Genomic DNA, 17526 nt, shown 5'->3' with positions numbered 1-17526 from the left:
AGCCAACCCCCAAAATTATGTTTTCACGAATAACATTGGAGAACTTTTTTAGTTTCAGAGGTCCAACCACCGTAAAACTGAATCCCGGTCTTAATATTTTGTTAGGGATTAATGGCAGTGGTAAATCAAATTTACTCAAAGCCATTCAACTATTATACCAAGCGATTATTGGGAATGGATTAGAATACATATTTTTAAAAACCTGGGGTGGATTTCCTACGGTAGCCAATTTCAATGCCAATGAAAAAGACTATATTAAGTTGTCTTTTGAATTTGATAAAGAATTCATTAATAATATAAAAAATCAGAAAGGCTATCAATTTAGGGAAAATCCAATTTATGAACTGACGATTTATAAAATGGCGTCAACCTCTTATTGGTTGGCTGAAAAATTATACTCTATAAGTCCTAGTTCTACCCAAGATGATTTTATTTTCATGGAAATGAATAATGCCCAGGGAGTTATTTCCAAAAGGAGGGAAGATGGAAAAGTGCGCCTCGAAAAATATCCCGAACAAAATCAAGAAATCACCTTCAAATCAACCGAACCCGCTTTGAGTCAAATTTCGGATCCGGAAAGATTCTATCCCTTGTTTACCTTGAAAAGAGCATTAGAATCTGCTGCTGTCTACTCTAATTTTGATACAACTTTTTCTAGTCTGATCCGACAACCTGCCAGCTACAGCACAGAAACAACATTATTGCCTAACGGACAAAATCTAATAACTATTTTGAATAGAATCAAAAATAATAATTCTCTCGACTATGAAAAAATTGAAGAAGCTATTAAGAAAATCAATCCTTTTTTCAAGGATATTAATTTTGATGTAATAGGTTCTAAGTTATATCTAGTTCTTCGAGAAAAAAATTTAACTCGGTCTGTCTCTATTGAACAGATTTCGGATGGAACGCTACAATATCTTCTCTTGTTATCCATATTATTTAACCCTGAACGCGGCAATCTGGTCTGTCTTGACGAACCGGAAACTAATCTTCATCCGGACATGATTAATACGGTTGCGGAGGCCCTGAAACAAGCCTCAAAAGAGACTCAAATCATTTTGACGACTCATTCACCCTTACTCCTGAATTTATTTGAGCTAGAGGATGTCTTAGTTTTTGAAAAGAACCAGGGGAATGAAACGGTAGTCAATTACAGTTTCCCTGATGAAGTGGATGAAGATTTTTTGGTGGGTCAAGCTTGGTTACAAGGTTTGATAGGTGGCAAGCGATGGTAATCAATGTTACGATTTATATTGAGGGAGTCTACTCCGAAAATCCCTCAGTATTGACCGTGGATAATACAGCTGTTTTTCGGGAAAGTTTTCATAAATTATTATCTCAAAGGCTCTCCCCTGCTGACTTTAATCTCATCATTCAACCCTTTGGAACCATCACCCAAACTAGGAACCGTCTTGTATTTATAGAAGAACAGCAGTCTAATGCAGCTATTCTCATCGATTTAGATGGACCCACAGAAATAATCCCTGAAAGATTGGCGCGATATCAGCCGTTTGATACAACCCGAATTTTTTTTATGGTCCAAGAAATGGAAGCTTGGATACTGTCTCAAGTTGATAAGATTGAAGAATTTGGGAAGAGTGAAGGATTGACTCGTAAAAAACAAGAACAAGATATCCGCAGCAATCCCTTAATTAGAAATAGACATCCGGAAGAAATTGAAAGACCTAGTGAAAAATTAGAGACTATTTTATGTCAATATTTTGAAGAGGTAAAAATTGTTAGAGGAAAACAGAAAAGAAAAAATAAAAAATATTCCAAAGCTAAGGATGGAGCCAAATTAATAGGATTGCTGAATTTAGAAGGATTGATACATGATTTTAAGGAAGTTGAGCGGTTAATTGATTATATAGAATCAATTGAGGTAGAGGGATGAACCACTGATTTCACAGATTTTCACGGAAGGATTTTGGGAGGGGATTGAGGGAGGTTTGTACAGCAACTAGGTTAGTTTTCCTAATCCGATACCGACCCTCTAGGGCCGGTGATTCGGGATTAGAATCCGAGGATTGTAGGTGGGGTTTTGGAGAGAGATGATGCAGCAACTGGGTGAGTTAGGGTGGGCAGGAAAGCAGAATTAGGCTGTCTTTTGCTTCCCTCAGAAAGAAAACCAACGGTTTACAACCGGATGGGGGATGACTTGGCAATTCCCCTCACATTACCAAACAATTTGCGATCGCTCATTCACCACACGATGATAAACTACTTCAGTTTGATGAGCCAATTTCGGCCAACTAAATCGCCGGTTTAAATCCGCGTAAGCATTATCAATCAACCACTGCACATACCCAGGATTTTTCAACACATCGAGGATTCCCCAAGCGAGGGAGTCGGGATTATTCGCCCAGGTGACGACGCCGGTTTTTGTATGTTGAACCACCTCGGGTAATCCTCCGGTATCGGAGACAACCACAGGAACCCGGGCGGCAAAACTTTCTAAGGCGACAATTCCAAAGGGTTCATAGAGACTGGGGAAGACGGCACAATCAGCAACCGCTTGGAATTTGTGCAGGTCATCCTCAAACATGAAGCCGGTAAAATAGCACTTATCCCAGATATTTAAAGCACCGGCCAATTCTTTGAGGTGGTCGGTATTGCCACCGCCTACAATGGCAAATTTGACCAATCCTCCCATTTCCCAGAGGATTTTGGGGGCTGCTCTTAATAAGACTTCGACGCCTTTTTCGTAAGTCATGCGACCGACATAGTAGACGATTTTTTCATGATCGCCCGCAAACTGACGGCGAAAAGTTTGAGCATCAAAATCCTGCCACCGGGGTTTTTTTTCGGCCCGGATGCCATTAAAAATGACGTCGATTTTATCCCCGGGACAGCCTAATGCTCGTTCCAGTTCTCGACGCATATAATCGCTACAGACGATCGTCCGCCAGGAGTTGTACACCAAGTCTCGCTCTTTCTGAGCGATATACCCCTGAATTTCGTTATGAATGCCGTTATTTCTGCCATGTTCTGTGGCGTGGATGGTGGCAATCAGGGGAATTTTAAAGTGGTGTTTGAGGGCGATCGCTGCATCGGCGACTAACCAATCATGGGCGTGAATCAAGTCGAAGGGTCCTTCTTCTAAAATCAATTTGCCCCCATGACGTCCCATGCTCTCGTTCATGTTGGCAACCCAGTGGAAGAAGTCGTTTCCCTGTTCGACGGGGACCCGATGCACGTCAATCCCTTCCAGTTGTTCATACATCGGGGCATGACCAAATTCCACGGTCACTAAATGGACGCAATGGCCCAATTTCACCAACTCCGGATATAATTCCGCAACGTGACGTGCAATACCCCCGACAATCCGAGGAGGAAACTCCCAAGTGAGTACCAGAATTTTCATGGACGCAGATTACACAAGTTTAGGTTTGGATAGAACTGAGATTTTGCACCATTCTTAATCCCCTGCTAAATCGGCACCCGCTTGAGAGTGCCGATTGTCGCTTACGCATCCGGTTTCAATAATGGCTCAATCTCTTCACGATACCGTTGCCATGCCGCTAATGCTGCTGAATCTGAGGGAGTTTGTCGGCGCATTAAAATCACCCCTTGTTCAAATCCAATAATGCCATATTGGTCCGTGGCATGGAGTTGATCGATAAAAGGGACTAAATCGCGAAAGAGGGCGCGGTCATGTTTGAAGGCGGGGAGATATTGTTGGAGTTGCCACAAGTCGGCGATCGCATATTCGACGTTAACCTCTTGGGAAGCATCATTGCGGAACCGCAAAAACGGAAAGCGCAGAATCTCTCGGCGTCCGGAGAGGGAAGGCACTAAATAGGTGGTCGCGGAAACACTGGCATCCGGGGGAATCTGGGACATTAAGTTCCGGATGTGGCGACTATGTTCCCACTGCTGCGGCAGGGAAACGTAGACCCAGGGGTCGATGGAGTCGGGAATAATAAAATAAAAGGTGCGATTCGGGTTGGAGGTAAAGGTAAACAATAGGGACAACCCAATGCAAATGGCCCAAAAGCGCTGCATGGAAATTTTGAGCAGTTTGGGATGGGTTTCCCACCAGTAGTCGGCTTTTTTGCGCAGGGGTTCGAGGAGGGAACCGAGGCGATCGCCCCAGGTGGACATCTTGCCGGTTAATAAATTGGTCTTGGGGGTTTGCTTCGGTTCATTGATGGGGACTGGCGGTGGCGCAGGTTTATTCCAGAGTCCCTGGCGAATTACGTCCCGGACTGGAGTTTGTAAGGACTGTTGTCGGTAGGACCACCAGAGGATTGCCCCATAACAGAGACCCGGAACGACAGTCATAGCATAGCGGATATTAATGGATAAGGCGGTTTGACCTTGTTGTAAGAAAATCGCCAGCAGGGGAAATCCGGCGATCGCCCAAGCGGTTGGGGAAAATGCGGGAATAAAGGCCAAGGGCAGCCATTGTCCCAGGAGATACTTTATTTTTCCCCCAATCGGGGTGATAATCTCCCAAAGGACTAATCCCGGTTGGCTGATAAAGGCCCAGAGAATCTCCAAGGTGGTCGCTTCTTCTTTATCAATGTACTGCCCGAAGCGCTCAATGGTGAATCGGCGAGAAATATCGTCGGAAAACAGGGGCATGACCAGGTTGGTCAAGAGGGCGATATAAGTGAAACTGAGGGTACAAATGGCTAATCCCCGTTTGGGATAGCGTTTGCTGAGAATCATGTACACTCCGACGCCAAAGAGGGAGATGCCGCCATCGGCGCGGACTGCGAGGATGCAGAGGGCCAGAGGCCAAAAGAGCCACCACCAGCGTTTTTCCATTGCCAACAACAGACTGAAGACAAATAGGGGCATCTGGAAATTGTCATGGAAGTTGGAGAGGGTGGGACCGGCGATCGCATTGGCGGCATAGTAGCTGACGGCAATCCAACTGGCGATCGCGGGTTGGAGATAGACTCGGGCGAGGGCATAGAGTACCCCCCCAGCAGCGGTGACCATTGTCACATGGAGTACGCTCAAGGTTACCGGAGAGGGAAACAGACTGTAAATGGGTAGCCAGAGTAATAGGGCCGGGGTAAAATGTTGTCCGAGACGGTGATAGGAAACGTCCGGGACTTCTCCACTATGGACAACATTGGTGGAAAGACCCGAGGACAGCGAACTTTGGAACAACCGTCCCTGGCTGCTATTCCAAAAGACCTGGTTAAAAATTCCCTGGTCAAAAGAGGCGTAAAAGGTGTAGTAGCGGTGGAGGGTGAAGACTAGGGTCACCACAAAGAAGGCGATCGCAACTGTGATCACCAACCGCCCCCCTGAATTTTTCGGCAAATTTGACAACATTCCTCGCTTAAGTCTTAAGAAAATGTTAAGGTTTGACAACAAACGTTCTGCTGCCTCAACAGGTTGAAAGTTGAGGTTCCATTGGGTAGGTTTAGACCAGTCCGGAGGCCCTAGCTCTTTTCCTTCTGGGCAGTCAAGTCGTGACAAGAGTCGAATCCTTTGTACTCTTTCACGAATCGACAATAAACAGGATAATTTATAAATATAAAGAAAAACAAAAGAATCGCTAGGGCGATCGAGTCACTTGTCTCAAGCTCAAAATCAGTGTTACTTTTTTAGCCGCATTGCCGCAAGGGGATTGCATGAGGGCAGTTCCGGAAAAAACCATGCATCAGAACGATGAAGCACCTTTACAGCTTGTCCTATTTGTTGATAGGCGTCCGAGATCCAGTGAACAAATTCGCAGAATCCGCAGTTATTTTCAGAAACTGCGGACAGGTATCCCCTTTGACTTGCAAATCATTGATGTCAGCGAACAGCCTTATCTAGCGGAACAGTTTAAACTGGTCGCGACTCCAGCTTTGATTAAACTCCACCCGGGACCCCGACAAGTTCTCGCCGGTAGTAATTTAGTCGGAGAACTGGATAAGTGGTGGGATCGCTGGCAAAAGTCCGTGGAAGAGTATCTCAGCAAGCAGGCATCAGAAGAAGCGATCGGGCATTACCCCCGCAAAAGCATCTCTTCTGAACTGGCACATTCCGCTGAACTGATGGAGCTCTCCGATGAAATTTTTCGCCTGAAGCAGGAAAAAGAAGAACTGGTGGACCAACTGCATTTTAAGGACCGCTTGATTGCCATGTTAGCCCATGAGTTGCGAAATCCTCTGACGGCAGCTTCTCTGGCTTTAGAAACCCTAGAAATCACTTACAAACCGGAAAAATCTCTCAGTCCCGAGGCGGCATCGGCACTGCGATCGCGATTAATTTACCATGCCCGGACTCAAACCCGCCTGATCGATCGCATGATCTCAGATATCCTCGTTGCTGCTCATAGCACGAATAGTGCCGAGTTTCACATTCATCCCAAGAAACTCAACCTCAAAACCCTGACTTTGAACATCCTAGAAAATTTCAAAGACCGCTTATTGGCAAAATCCCATACCCTAAAAACCGACATTCCCAACGATTTACCCTCGGTTTATGCCGATGGAGAACGGGTACGCCAGGTGATTGTCAATCTTCTGGACAATGCCATTAAGTACACTCCCCAAGGCGGCGAAATTCAAGTTTGTATCTTGCACCGCACGACACAAAAGGTTCAAGTTAGTGTAATCGACACGGGTCCCGGCATTCCCTCCGAAAATCAGGAGCATATTTTTGAGGATAAGTTTCGCCTCAAGCGCGATGAGCAAAAAGATGGGTATGGAATCGGTTTAGGCTTATGTAAGCGATTAATTCGGGCCAATTGTGGGGAAATTTGGGTGGATTCTTCTTGCAATAAAGGCAGTGCATTTCACTTTACCCTACCCGTCTATCGACAGTGAAAATGAGCAGATTATAGCCCTTTGTACAATTATTTTTGTACATTTGGGGGAGTGCAGGATGGCGATCGCTCTTTCTGGTGTAGTTAATGCTCTCCAGCCTGTGAGTGCTGCACTTACATCAAGCTGTCCTAGGGTCATCCACTTTAAATCCTGTACTGACCCCCTAGAAGTTGCTTTAATCGGAGGGAATTCCGGTGAGCAAACCCGATTTCAGACTGGCTTTAATCCCCTCCTGTAAGCACTTTTTGTAAGAAGGGGGCTAAATCTCAATTCAGCCCACCTGATCGCCCTCATTCGCCCTAAGTATCCCCTGGTATCGCCCGGTTTTCTTCTGGGAATTGTTCTGGGGCAAAATCCTGGAGTTCGGGTTAGGGAGAAACATGACGGCGTTTGCGTAACGATCCTGCGCCAACTAAACCGAATGCTAAGAGTCCTAATACAGAAGTCGGTTCAGGTATAGAAACTGGGTCGTCTGATCCGGGAGTTTCAACGACGATCGGACTTATAGGAGGTTGACCTACATTAGAGGCGGAAACAATCCCATCAAACCAGGCATTGGCTAAGGTGGAGTAACCCTCGGGTGTAAAGTGAACCCCATCATAGACATCATCCAGGGTAAACAAATTGCGGGTATCCACAAAGGAGAGGTTATTCTGTTGATAGCGATCGCTGCCTAACAGACCCGGAATCATATTATTGTATAAAGCGGCTTCTTGTGCTAATCCTTCCTTGGGCGCTAACGGGGCGATCGAGCTAACCAATACAGCTACATCGGACGACCAAGCAAAGATTTTATCTAGTAATGTACCCAGTTCATCAAGGGTTTCCTGGGCAGTTGTTGTCTTCTGAAAGATAAAGTCGTTAGTTCCTGCCATCAACAGGATGACATCGGGAGTGGCGGCATTCAGCCAGTTATCGATGTTGGACATCAAATCACCGCCAGTGGCGTAGGTGTCCCCGCTAACGGCATATCCACCATGACCCTGATGATCGCGATCGAATGGATAGGGTTGATTCCAACTACTGGGGGGATTCGTGGTAGCACTCCCCACAAAATCAACATTGAATCCACTGTCATTCAGCCGCATCCAGAGGTCATCTCGATAGCCCGCAACGTCCTCACCTTTGCCTCGGGTATTAGAATCCCCTAATGGCATAATTTTCAAGGGGTTGGACTGAGTTAAAGAAAAGGCTTGTACCGTAGAGGAGGTTGCACCCAAAAGCACTAGGGTCGCAAAACCCGCAGATGTCAGGGTGAGATTTATCTTTTTCATGTTGTAATACCTCGGGTAAACTCTTCAAAATAAGTGAATAGAAGGGATGCTTTTTGCTGAATTTCTCAACTACAAGGGTAAAATTTAGGCGGATTCGGGTCGAATCCCACAGGTATAACTTAGAGTGATTGTTGACCCCAGGGTAGCGGGATAGCCGCTGTTATAAACCCGTTCCCCTTAGAAAATTTCACCGATTTGGCAACAACATAGAGCGAGAAACCGGGGTTCTTGTTCTATTCATGTCATACCGACTCGCCAGCCCGAGAAGACAGGATATTTTTCAGAAAATCTGTTCCTGTAACCTGACCCTGCATAGGGCTGAGGTTTTCTTGGGGTAGGCTTTGCTTATTAGTTTCCTCTATGTTCTAAGTCAGTCACTCTATCTTTGTGCTGAGTTTGGAGAAGAATGGGAATTGGCCTTGGGGAGTGAGGTAGCCTTCAGCAAGGAAGAGGTTGGAAACCCTTGATTTTGAGGGGATTATTCAAGGTTTTTGCTGATACACTCGCTTTAAAGCGTTATTTCGCAGAACACGAAGAAGGTGGAAAACGGGGGTACAAGACCCCGTTTATATCCAATTTCGGGTCAAGCGGGCCATAAATTTTGATAAATGTCAATCGGTAGGGGGAGGGAAAAATTGGGCTGTTTTGAGGAGATATAGAGTCAGTTCAGTCTGATGAAAAATTTAGATCACTGATGGATGTGAGGGCCGATGAACAGCCGGTTCCCTGATTCAGTTAAAGCTATTATAAAGTTTTTTGAAAAATCGGGAGGAGGTTTATCAAAATTTTATAGATCGGCCGGTTTGGGCACGGCGATCGCCAGGGAGAGATTCCCGTCCCAAGATACAGGAGTTCCCTCATCCGGGGAATCCAACTGAGGCAGGTAACTCCGCCGTCATCTCCCGGTTTCCAGGGGCTGATCTTCCCCCAAAAACCGATGTCCAAGTGAGGTTGAGTCAAGATGCACCCCATGCACGGACTTCCTTATAGTGGCAAACTGGTCACCCCAAAAATCTGACTAGGTTCGCGATCGCCCACTCGTTCCAAATAATGCCCAATATTCCGCGCAATTTCTAATCCACCGCTGGATTTTCGCGTCATTTCATTATCAATTGAATAAATCTCTATTGATTCCGATTTTCCTTTCAATGCCGAATCTGCTAACCAAATAAAGTCCCAAGATTTCGCCGCACTCTTTTTGACCTCCCCGGAAAAAACTAAGGCTTGGGATAACTTGCGGGTTAAGGCTTCCAAGCGAGCTGCTACATTCACCGCATCCCCTAATATGGTATAATCCTTTTTCACTTCCGAACCAATATTTCCCTCAATCACTTTCCCCTTGGCTAAACCAATCCCACTGTAGAGCACCCGCAGCGGACTCCCTTCGGGGGAAACATTTCTTAAATTTTCCAGTTCACTCAAGATATCTAAACTCGCTTGGATGGCGTCATCAGCGCAGTCTCCATCAAAATAAGCCATCACGCAATCCCCTATAAATTTAGTTACCTCTCCCCGATGGTGGGTAATCATGGCAGTACAAATTGAAAAATAACTATTCACCACGGAAACCACCTCCTCTACGGGCAGTTTCTCCGCAAAGGTAGAAAAAGAAACAATATCACTAAAAAACACAATTTTTTCGACTGCTTTGGGCCGAATGCTTAGGGGATTAATCCCTTGACTAATAATTTTAAAAATACTGGGTTGGGTATATTTTTCCAACACGCGATGGGATTCGGTGAGAGTCTGCAATAATACCTTAATCGGTCCAATTAGCAAATCAGTATTTTCATCCAAATTAATGGTTTGCATGGACCAATCGGGAAACATTCTTTGGACGACTTCCCCTTCCGATTTTAAGCAGAGAATATCCGTATGACGCTCATCGGCCAGAATTCGGTCATAAATTTGGTCAATTTTCTCCGCTTCGCCTTCGAGGATTTGAAAAAATATCCCGTCCAAACAGAGCAACACGCCGGTCACATTTGCTTGTTGATTTTTGTGAGCGGATACGCGACCGATCGCCTCAATATCGTCATGGGAGAGGGTGCGGGAAAATTTACTAATATAGGTGAGTCTTTTCATGATAAAATTCTAGTCCACTAAAGCAAAATAGGGCCGCCAAGCTCAACCATCAATGCCAGGGGCTGGAAGCGGGTATGACAGCAGAGGGTTGTCTATGTACAAATCACCGATTAACCTGAACAACCCTAATATTTCGGTAGAATTCCCTGAAGTTGAGTGTTTTACAAATCTCCAGCCCTTCATAACCCTGAGCCGAACGCGCTTTTTTTACGGTTCTTATTCAAAATTGTGACATAAAATCAAGGGGCGGGACAGTAGTTAGAACTCTACTCTAACCGTATTCACGAACAGGTGTCAGGAATCCGCTTTTTTAGCCCATGCCAACTATTACAGGAACAACTCAATTACTCGGTGTCATCGGCTATCCGGTGAAGCATTCCCTTTCTCCGGTGATGCACAATGCGGCGATCGCCGAAATGGGGGTAGATTTTGTCTATCTACCTTGGCCAGTCGCCCCGGCCAATTTATCCACCGCTATTGCCGGTTTTGCTGCCATTGGGGTGCGCGGATTTAGCATTACCATCCCTCACAAACAGGCCATTATTCCTCTGTTATCGGAGATTTCTCCCGTTGCTCAGGCGGTGGGGGCGGTGAATACCGTCTGGCGCACTCCCACTGGGTGGGCAGGCACAAATACCGATGTGGAAGGATTTCTCGCCCCGTTGCAGAGTTGCGATCGCCCCTGGAATCAAACCCTCGCCGTTATTTTAGGGGCCGGGGGGGCTGCGCGGGCTGTAGTTGCCGGTTTAGCCCAGTTAGGCTGTGCCCAAATCTGTGTTGTGGGCCGGAATTTGGACAAATTACAGGCATTTCAAACCAGTTGGCAGGATTCCCCTTGGCTGGTCAATCTCTCGGTCCATGACTGGTCAGAACTGCCACAACTCATACCCCAGGCGGGATTACTGGTGAACTCCACCCCGGTGGGAATGTATCCGGATGTGGGGCACTCGCCGGTGACCCCAGACCTCCTAGGAACCCTCCCCCAGGGGGCGATCGCCTATGATCTCATCTACACCCCAAGTCCTACAGAATTTTTGCGACAGGCGCAGGCAGTGGGCGCAGAGGCGATCGATGGTTCAGAAATGTTAGTCCAACAAGGGGCTGCCGCCTTGCAAATTTGGCTCGATCGCCCCGTGCCCGTTGATATCATGGGTCAAGCACTCCGTCAGCATTTACGCGGATAATCCCTCTTCCTTAACCCCCTCCAACCCCTGGGTTAAAACCCTCACCCCAGCGTTTTTTCCTAGGCCCTGCTTCGCGGTAAGCTATGTTTTAGCTTGGTTGTTGAAAATCCCGCCTATCGTTAATTGTGTTTAATTCTAACTATCCCCTATTCCGAGGTGTTCTCATGAGCAAATTTCTGCAAATCTCCCTCCCTAAAACCGGGCGCTTCTTCCCGTTGAGGAGGATAATTCTTCCCATTGCGATCGCGATCGGCTTGTTCTGGTTTAGTCCTCCCGCTTTAGCCCTGACCGATATCCAAATTGCCAATATCGCCTACAAAGACTGTGGTGAAGAACTCTCCGAGGGCATCGTAGCCAGTGGCGATATGAGCGCTGCCAACTGTTTTATCATTAGCGGGACTGCTAAAAATACCTCCGGTAAACCCGTTTATGATGCTGATGTATTTGGCGTGATTTATGATGCCAATGGCAACAATATCATGCCCAATCGGACCCGCATCGGCAATATTCAGTCCGTTCCCCCAGGAAATAGCGATTTTGAGTTCAGAATCTCTGTTCCAGCGAATCTCCCCACGCCGTTCAAATTAGACAAATTCAAGGCGCGGGGATTTAGCGGGCAGGTCAAACCGTTACTCTATGAGAATAGTCTCGATAGTCTCGATTAAGCTGAATCTCTTCTTACTCCCCCCTCTTTATCAACAAAAAGCGGCGAGTCTGAGCTCGCCGCTTTTGTAGTCCTCAGTAACCGGGGACTTGGAAGTTCCCAAGGGAAAGGGTCCCTCGGGGGCATTAAAAACCCAATGCTGCACTGGCTGATAAGCTGCCGAAGAACCCCGAGACGAATTGCAAAAGCAAAATTGCCAAGATGGAGGAGAAGTCGATTCCCCCTAATGGTGGAATAAAAGAACGGAAAATATTGAGGTAAGGATCGGTTAGCTGACTGACAATGGAAAACGGTGGATCGTACCAGTTGACATTGGGAAACCAGCTTAAGAGAATCCGAATGATCAACAGGACGAAATAAATTTGAAAGAATGCAGCTAGGGTGCTGAAAATTAAGTCTAGTGCGGGATTCATTATGGTTGATTGGCTTGGATTATCGGAACTCTAAGCTCTATCGAGCCTTGTTTTTAGTGTAATCGATCGCCGAATTTTTAGGCAGTCGGGTTTCCGAATCGCCAGCGAACCGGGCGATCGCTACAGAAATATGAGACCCAGGGGACTCAAAACCAGGTTCTTCTGTGAATTTATGGGAAATTACCAGAAATTCGGCAAAAAAACCCGGGTTCTCATCCAGGGGGCCAGAAAGCGGGTTTTTGCCTAGATTTCTCGGGAATTAGCAGAAATTTGTTCAAAAAACCCGGTTTCTCATCCCTACTGTACTACTGTACTGGCTTCCTCGTTGTGGCAACGTTCGGAATCGGATTAGGATTCTTCCGTCAGAGGTGAAAGGGTCTCGTTTTCATCAACTACAGCCCCGTTCACATGACTCAGTTGTTGCCGCACATCATCGATCGCATCATTGAGTTGAGCGATTTTGTTTTCCAAAGAACGCCGTGCAGTTTCCATGCCAGCTTGTTCGGCAAACTGACGTTTTTTTAGCTTTCGGGGTCTAGGTTCGGGACGGTTCCCGTTTTCCGGTGGCTTATTATCTTCTGCCAGTTTTGCACCGACGATCGCCCCGATCGCTCCACCTACGATGCCACCTAAAATCGTTCCCAGTAAAAATCCGCCTGCAAAATTATCTCGATTACTCATTGCTTTACCCTGTCTAGAGTTGCTGCTTCTTTCACTTGTGGCTTATTAATTTCTACCCTGGGAATCTCGGGTCCCGGAACCCCTCTCATGCTCGATATAATAACACATAGGGGCGGGTACTCTCCTCATCTTGAGTTCCGGCGAAAACCTCGGCAGCGCGACACACCGGCAGCTTGTCAAGGCTCATGAAGGCGTGGCAGGTGTGTCGGCTTGACTCAAGTTGCAAAGGCGCGATCGCCTGCATCTCCCAACCCGGGCACAATATAACCGTTCTCATTGAGACTTTCATCAATGCAAGCGGTATAGATATTCAAACTCGGATAGGCTTGACTCAATTTTTGCAAAGCTGGGGATGCCACTACCACAGACAAAATCCGAATCAGCCCCGGATCCACCCCGCGCTCGGTGAGCATCGCCATTGTTGCCATAATTGTCCCCCCAGTGGCTAACATCGGTTCGCAAATCAGCACTCGGGTTTGGGGATCAATTTGAGCCGGGAGTTTGTTTAAATAACATCGCGCTTCCAGGGTTTCTTCATCCCGGACCATCCCCAGATGATACACCGCTGCCAAGGGGATCACGGGTTGCACCCCATCCATGAGGGCTAATCCCGCCCGCAGGATCGGCACTACCACCACCGGCACTTCGGGATTCACAAAGGTTGCGGGACAAGGAGCCAGGGGGGTTTCGATGGTGGTTTCTACCACCGGCAACCAGTCGCGACAGGCTTCATAAGTCAGCCAGCGTCCTAATTCGGTGATGGCACTCCGAAACAAGGCTGGTGGGGTTCCGGCATCCCGCGCCACCCCAAGCCAATGCTTGATCAACGGATGCGGCGGCACATAAACTCGCATTTGTATGGTCATGGACTTTTACAGGCGATCGCTTGTCTTAATTCTAGGTTGGAGACCAGACCGATTGTACTGCCTTCCGCGTCTGCTTAGTTCATCGAGGGGCGATCGTTTTGTGCCCCAGACTCCGTTACCTGTTGTTAACTTGCAGATTCTCTTGAAAATTTTTATGAAAAAACTTCTCAATAAGTATTGACAAATATTTTCAATAAGTCTATATTGAGATTACTAAAGTGTTCTCCTCTCAAAAAGGATCGGCAGGCGGGATTGGTCAGCAACGGCTAGTCCCGTATTTCTTTTTGGGGGGTGGGCGCAAAGCTTGGGGCCTTGCTCCCCTAATTCCTTGGGGGGGGAGAATAACTAACACAACGCGCCCCTGACCTAAAATTTCCCTTACAATAACCCCATAGCTTGTGGCATTGTCTCTAAAACCTACATCCCGTTGTCCTCCAAATCGAATTGGGGTGCAGATGTGGGTGCAGTGCAATGTGTTCAGCTCTCCCATTCATAACCCTTTAGGCGATCGCAAGACTTCGACTCATGGCAGTTGCTTCCACCTCAACCTCACCCCAAACTCAGAATTTCGATGTTATCGTTATCGGTTCTGGCATTGGCGGACTCGTTACCGCCACCCAACTCGCTGCCAAAGGAGCCAAGGTCCTAGTCCTGGAAAGCTACACCATTCCGGGAGGCAGTTCTGGATCCTTTGAGCGCAACGGCTATTGCTTTGACCAAGGGGCCTCGATGATCTTCGGATTTGGGGACAAAGGCACCACGAACCTGCTGACTCGCGCCCTGAATGCAGTCAATGTCCACCTAGAAACCGTAGCCGATCCGGTTCAAATCCACTATCACCTCCCGGAGGGACTGGACCTAGAAGTTCATCGGGATTATGAGAAATTTTTGCAAGAACTAAGCAGTCGCTTTCCCCATGAACGGGAGGGGATTCGCCAATTTTACGATGAATGCTGGAAAGTATTCAACTGCCTCAATGCCATGCCATTACTGTCCCTGGAAGAACCGCGCTATCTGACCCAGGTGTTTTTCCAGCATCCCCTCGCCTGTTTGGGGTTAGTCAAATATCTCCCTCTGAATGCTGGAGATATTGCCCGCAAGTATATCAAAGATCCGGCCCTGCTGAAATTTATCGATATCGAATGCTATTGCTGGTCCGTAGTTCCAGCAGAAATGACCCCGATGATTAATGCCGGGATGGTGTTTTCCGATCGCCACTATGGGGGAATTAATTATCCTAAAGGCGGCGTGGGACAAATTGCTAAGAAATTAGCCGAAGGATTAGTGAATGCCGGAAGTAGCATTCGCTATCAATCTCGGGTGGATAAAATTATTACGGAAAAAGGACGGGCTGTGGGGGTAAAATTGACCACAGGAGAGCAATATCGGGCCAAACGGATTGTGTCGAATGCCACGCGCTGGGATACTTTTGACAAGTTATTGAGCGATCGCCCACTGCCTGGGAAAGAAGAAAATTGGCGCAGTCGCTATCGCAAATCCCCCAGTTTTATTAGTTTGCACTTAGGGGTAGAAGCGGGGGTATTGCCACGGGATACTGCTTGTCATCATATTGTTTTAGACCAGTGGCAGAAGATGGAAGAACCCGAGGGGACAATATTCGTGTCGATTCCTACCCTCTTGGATCCGAGTTTAGCCCCGGACGGATATCATATTATTCATACTTTTACCCCCAGTTGGATTAAGGATTGGGAGGGAATGTCTTCTGAAGAGTATGAAGAGAAAAAGGAAGAAGCAGCAGGACGAATTATTGAGCGTTTAGAAGAGATTTTTCCGGGTTTAGATGCGGGATTGGATTATATGGAGGTAGGAACACCGCGATCGCATCGCAGGTTTTTAAATCGGGTGGATGGGACTTATGGACCGATTCCCCGACGTAAGTTATTAGGATTGTTGGGAATGCCATTTAATCGAACATCAATTTCTGGTTTGTACTGTGTGGGAGATAGTACATTCCCAGGACAAGGATTAAATGCAGTGGCTTTTTCTGGGTTTGCCTGCGCCCATAGAATTGGGGTAGATTTGGGATTGTAAGAGCAGAAAAGTAAGCGAAGCGATTAGGCTTTTGGGGATACCAAAGTAATGGCGACTGCCATTACTTTGGGCAATCAGGGAATTATCAAATAGACTGGATTACTACGGAAGTTTAGGGCTACATTACAAAATTTTTTGTAAATATTTTGAGACCCTATACCACTACAATATTTAGCAAGTTACTCCGAAGTTTAAACCCTAAAAAATATGGATAAATTAATAATTACCGGAATGACTGTTGCTGTCCCGGGGTTACTTCTTTTTTTCAGTATGCAGGCTACTGGAAAAACCGGAAATTCAGCAATTTGGTCTGGATTACAGAACTTAGGCGGACCGTTTCAATTATTGGGAGGACTGTTTTTTTTAGTCGCGGTGGGTTTAGTCGTGAATGGGGTGATTAATCGGTGCATGGATACAGTCTGGATAAAAATTTATCAAAAACGCAGGCAATTAGAACCCACCGACCAACTCTTAGCAGAAATTGACAAATTACCTCTTTCATACCCTTTAAAAATTCAACTCAAGTGGGTAGTTTTACACAATGAAACTCCAAATTTTCCAGTAGTTCAATTTTTAGGCAGGCATGGGTTTAAAATAGGGGTTTGTGGAGTAATTTTGCTTTCTCTATTGGGATATTTTGGCCAGTTTTTCTATCTCCTCGATTTAACTTCTCATTTTAAACTGCAATATCTGATAGGGGGAATAATTGGCTTATTTTATTTTGCTTTTAAACGGCGTAAGCCTTGGATTATTGTTAGTTTAATTTGTATTCTGATAAATTTTGCAGAAATTGCGCCTTGGTACTGGGCCAATCCAGCGATCGCCACCCCGGTTCAATCTTCAATTCCCATCAAAGTTTTGCAGTCCAACCTTTTATTCCAAAATAAACATTACGAAAAACTACTAAGTTTTGTCCGCCAAGAAACTCCCGATATTGCTGCATTTATGGAGGTGAAAGGGGAATGGAAGGAACAGTTAGAAACCTTACGGGATATTCTGCCTTATGCCGTATTAAAAGGAGATATAGCTTTGTATAGTTCCCTACCCTTAAAACGGGTTTATGAGGAGAGTTTAGACTTCAAAAAACGAGGGGTTATCGCCCAAATATCTTTGCCGGAAAAAGTCTTATCGATTGTGGTGGCGCATACTAATATTCCCCTTTCAAAAAACCTCTTTAAAAATCGAAATCAGCAGTTAGAAGCGATTGCTGATTATGTGGCTCCTTTAAACAACCCAGCCCTAGTTCTAGGAGATTTTAATATCAGCCTCTGGTCTCCTATTTACAGGGAGTTTGTCCAAAATGCTCACCTTCAAAATGCACGTTCAGGGTTTGGAATCATGCCCACTTGGCCTAGTTTTAACCCACTGCTTTCCATCCCCATCGATCATTGTTTCGTCAATCGAGAAATTCAAGTTTTTAAAACTCGAAAAGGACCTAATATTGGCTCAGATCATCTACCCCTAGTGACAGATTTAGGGGTTTTAAAGGAGTAGGGTAGAGAGGACCCACCCTACCTTAAAAAGGAAA

The 17526-nt window shown here is 46.3% G+C and carries 14 protein-coding genes; 7 read left to right on the top strand and 7 right to left on the bottom strand.

All coding sequences use genetic code 11. The features are described 5' to 3' along the window. Positions 1-17 precede the first annotated feature (17 nt). The gene (locus NG792_RS01785; protein ID WP_261234285.1) at positions 18-1238 is read left to right on the top strand and encodes an AAA family ATPase; all 1221 of its coding nucleotides are present in this window, start codon (positions 18-20) and stop codon (positions 1236-1238) included. Further along, positions 1232-1897, top strand: coding sequence for a DUF4276 family protein (locus NG792_RS01780; RefSeq protein WP_261234284.1), 666 nt, complete (start codon positions 1232-1234; stop codon positions 1895-1897). The genes NG792_RS01785 and NG792_RS01780 overlap by 7 nt, the downstream gene beginning before the upstream one ends. Before the next feature lie 282 nt (positions 1898-2179). On the opposite strand, the gene NG792_RS01775 is transcribed toward NG792_RS01780, so the two are convergent. Then, complete coding sequence (locus NG792_RS01775) at positions 2180-3367, bottom strand: glycosyltransferase family 4 protein (protein ID WP_261234283.1); 1188 nt, start codon at positions 3365-3367, stop codon at positions 2180-2182. A 101-nt stretch (positions 3368-3468) separates the two neighbouring features. Then, complete coding sequence (locus tag NG792_RS01770; RefSeq protein WP_261234382.1) at positions 3469-5295, bottom strand: DUF2079 domain-containing protein; 1827 nt, start codon at positions 5293-5295, stop codon at positions 3469-3471. A 302-nt stretch (positions 5296-5597) separates the two neighbouring features. On the opposite strand from NG792_RS01770, the gene NG792_RS01765 reads away from it, so the two are divergent. Further along, entirely contained in the window at positions 5598-6779 is a 1182-nt protein-coding gene (locus tag NG792_RS01765) for a histidine kinase (protein ID WP_261234282.1), read from the top strand. A 368-nt stretch (positions 6780-7147) separates the two neighbouring features. On the opposite strand, the gene NG792_RS01760 is transcribed toward NG792_RS01765, so the two are convergent. Beyond that, positions 7148-8053, bottom strand: a complete 906-nt coding sequence (locus NG792_RS01760) for an SGNH/GDSL hydrolase family protein (RefSeq protein ID WP_261199946.1) — start codon at positions 8051-8053, stop codon at positions 7148-7150. A gap of 984 nt (positions 8054-9037) precedes the next feature. Continuing rightward, positions 9038-10138 carry a BLUF domain-containing protein gene (locus tag NG792_RS01755; protein ID WP_261199945.1) on the bottom strand — a complete coding sequence of 367 codons (1101 nt, stop codon included), beginning with the start codon at positions 10136-10138 and terminating at the stop codon, positions 9038-9040. Positions 10139-10455: 317 nt separating this feature from the next. Here NG792_RS01755 and NG792_RS01750 point away from each other — a divergent pair, with 317 nt between their 5' ends. Both NG792_RS01750 and NG792_RS01745 read left to right on the top strand, forming a co-directional pair. Beyond that, on the top strand, positions 10456-11322 hold the full coding sequence (locus NG792_RS01750) for a shikimate dehydrogenase (RefSeq protein ID WP_261199944.1): 867 nt from the start codon (positions 10456-10458) through the stop codon (positions 11320-11322). A gap of 164 nt (positions 11323-11486) precedes the next feature. After that, positions 11487-11987 carry an FxLYD domain-containing protein gene (locus NG792_RS01745; RefSeq protein ID WP_261234281.1) on the top strand — a complete coding sequence of 167 codons (501 nt, stop codon included), beginning with the start codon at positions 11487-11489 and terminating at the stop codon, positions 11985-11987. A gap of 124 nt (positions 11988-12111) precedes the next feature. Here the strand turns inward: NG792_RS01745 and NG792_RS01740 are convergent, their stop codons facing one another. From NG792_RS01740 to upp, 3 genes are all read right to left on the bottom strand, one after another. Beyond that, positions 12112-12399 carry a YggT family protein gene (locus NG792_RS01740; protein WP_261199942.1) on the bottom strand — a complete coding sequence of 96 codons (288 nt, stop codon included), beginning with the start codon at positions 12397-12399 and terminating at the stop codon, positions 12112-12114. Positions 12400-12747: 348 nt separating this feature from the next. Then, on the bottom strand, positions 12748-13080 hold the full coding sequence (locus NG792_RS01735; RefSeq protein ID WP_261199941.1) for a ssl2009 family thylakoid membrane protein: 333 nt from the start codon (positions 13078-13080) through the stop codon (positions 12748-12750). A gap of 215 nt (positions 13081-13295) precedes the next feature. After that, positions 13296-13946 carry a uracil phosphoribosyltransferase gene (gene upp, locus NG792_RS01730; protein WP_261234280.1) on the bottom strand — a complete coding sequence of 217 codons (651 nt, stop codon included), beginning with the start codon at positions 13944-13946 and terminating at the stop codon, positions 13296-13298. Positions 13947-14471: 525 nt separating this feature from the next. Here upp and crtH point away from each other — a divergent pair. Beyond that, positions 14472-15998, top strand: coding sequence for a carotenoid isomerase (gene crtH, locus NG792_RS01725; protein ID WP_261234279.1), 1527 nt, complete (start codon positions 14472-14474; stop codon positions 15996-15998). Positions 15999-16205: 207 nt separating this feature from the next. Further along, positions 16206-17492, top strand: coding sequence for an endonuclease/exonuclease/phosphatase family protein (locus tag NG792_RS01720; RefSeq protein ID WP_261234278.1), 1287 nt, complete (start codon positions 16206-16208; stop codon positions 17490-17492). The last annotated feature ends 34 nt before the right edge of the window (positions 17493-17526 follow it).

It is taken from the genome of Laspinema olomoucense D3b (assembly GCF_025370785.1).
In the GTDB taxonomy this organism is placed as follows: domain Bacteria; phylum Cyanobacteriota; class Cyanobacteriia; order Cyanobacteriales; family Laspinemataceae; genus Laspinema; species Laspinema olomoucense.
The sequence above is the reverse complement of the archived record's forward strand: the minus strand, read 5'-3'. Positions and strand labels throughout refer to the sequence as shown.

What these genes read in the sequence shown, in the direction of transcription:
- NG792_RS01760 (WP_261199946.1), bottom strand. Translation starts at nt 8,053, where the DNA reads ATGAAAAAGATAAATCTCACCCTGACATCTGCGGGTTTTGCGACCCTA.
- NG792_RS01740 (WP_261199942.1), bottom strand. Translation starts at nt 12,399, where the DNA reads ATGAATCCCGCACTAGACTTAATTTTCAGCACCCTAGCTGCATTCTTT.
- upp (WP_261234280.1), bottom strand. Translation starts at nt 13,946, where the DNA reads ATGACCATACAAATGCGAGTTTATGTGCCGCCGCATCCGTTGATCAAG.
- NG792_RS01735 (WP_261199941.1), bottom strand. Translation starts at nt 13,080, where the DNA reads ATGAGTAATCGAGATAATTTTGCAGGCGGATTTTTACTGGGAACGATT.
- NG792_RS01770 (WP_261234382.1), bottom strand. Translation starts at nt 5,295, where the DNA reads ATGTTGTCAAATTTGCCGAAAAATTCAGGGGGGCGGTTGGTGATCACA.
- NG792_RS01720 (WP_261234278.1), top strand. Translation starts at nt 16,206, where the DNA reads ATGGATAAATTAATAATTACCGGAATGACTGTTGCTGTCCCGGGGTTA.
- NG792_RS01745 (WP_261234281.1), top strand. Translation starts at nt 11,487, where the DNA reads ATGAGCAAATTTCTGCAAATCTCCCTCCCTAAAACCGGGCGCTTCTTC.
- NG792_RS01780 (WP_261234284.1), top strand. Translation starts at nt 1,232, where the DNA reads ATGGTAATCAATGTTACGATTTATATTGAGGGAGTCTACTCCGAAAAT.
- NG792_RS01765 (WP_261234282.1), top strand. Translation starts at nt 5,598, where the DNA reads ATGAGGGCAGTTCCGGAAAAAACCATGCATCAGAACGATGAAGCACCT.
- NG792_RS01755 (WP_261199945.1), bottom strand. Translation starts at nt 10,138, where the DNA reads ATGAAAAGACTCACCTATATTAGTAAATTTTCCCGCACCCTCTCCCAT.
- NG792_RS01775 (WP_261234283.1), bottom strand. Translation starts at nt 3,367, where the DNA reads ATGAAAATTCTGGTACTCACTTGGGAGTTTCCTCCTCGGATTGTCGGG.
- crtH (WP_261234279.1), top strand. Translation starts at nt 14,472, where the DNA reads ATGGCAGTTGCTTCCACCTCAACCTCACCCCAAACTCAGAATTTCGAT.
- NG792_RS01750 (WP_261199944.1), top strand. Translation starts at nt 10,456, where the DNA reads ATGCCAACTATTACAGGAACAACTCAATTACTCGGTGTCATCGGCTAT.
- NG792_RS01785 (WP_261234285.1), top strand. Translation starts at nt 18, where the DNA reads ATGTTTTCACGAATAACATTGGAGAACTTTTTTAGTTTCAGAGGTCCA.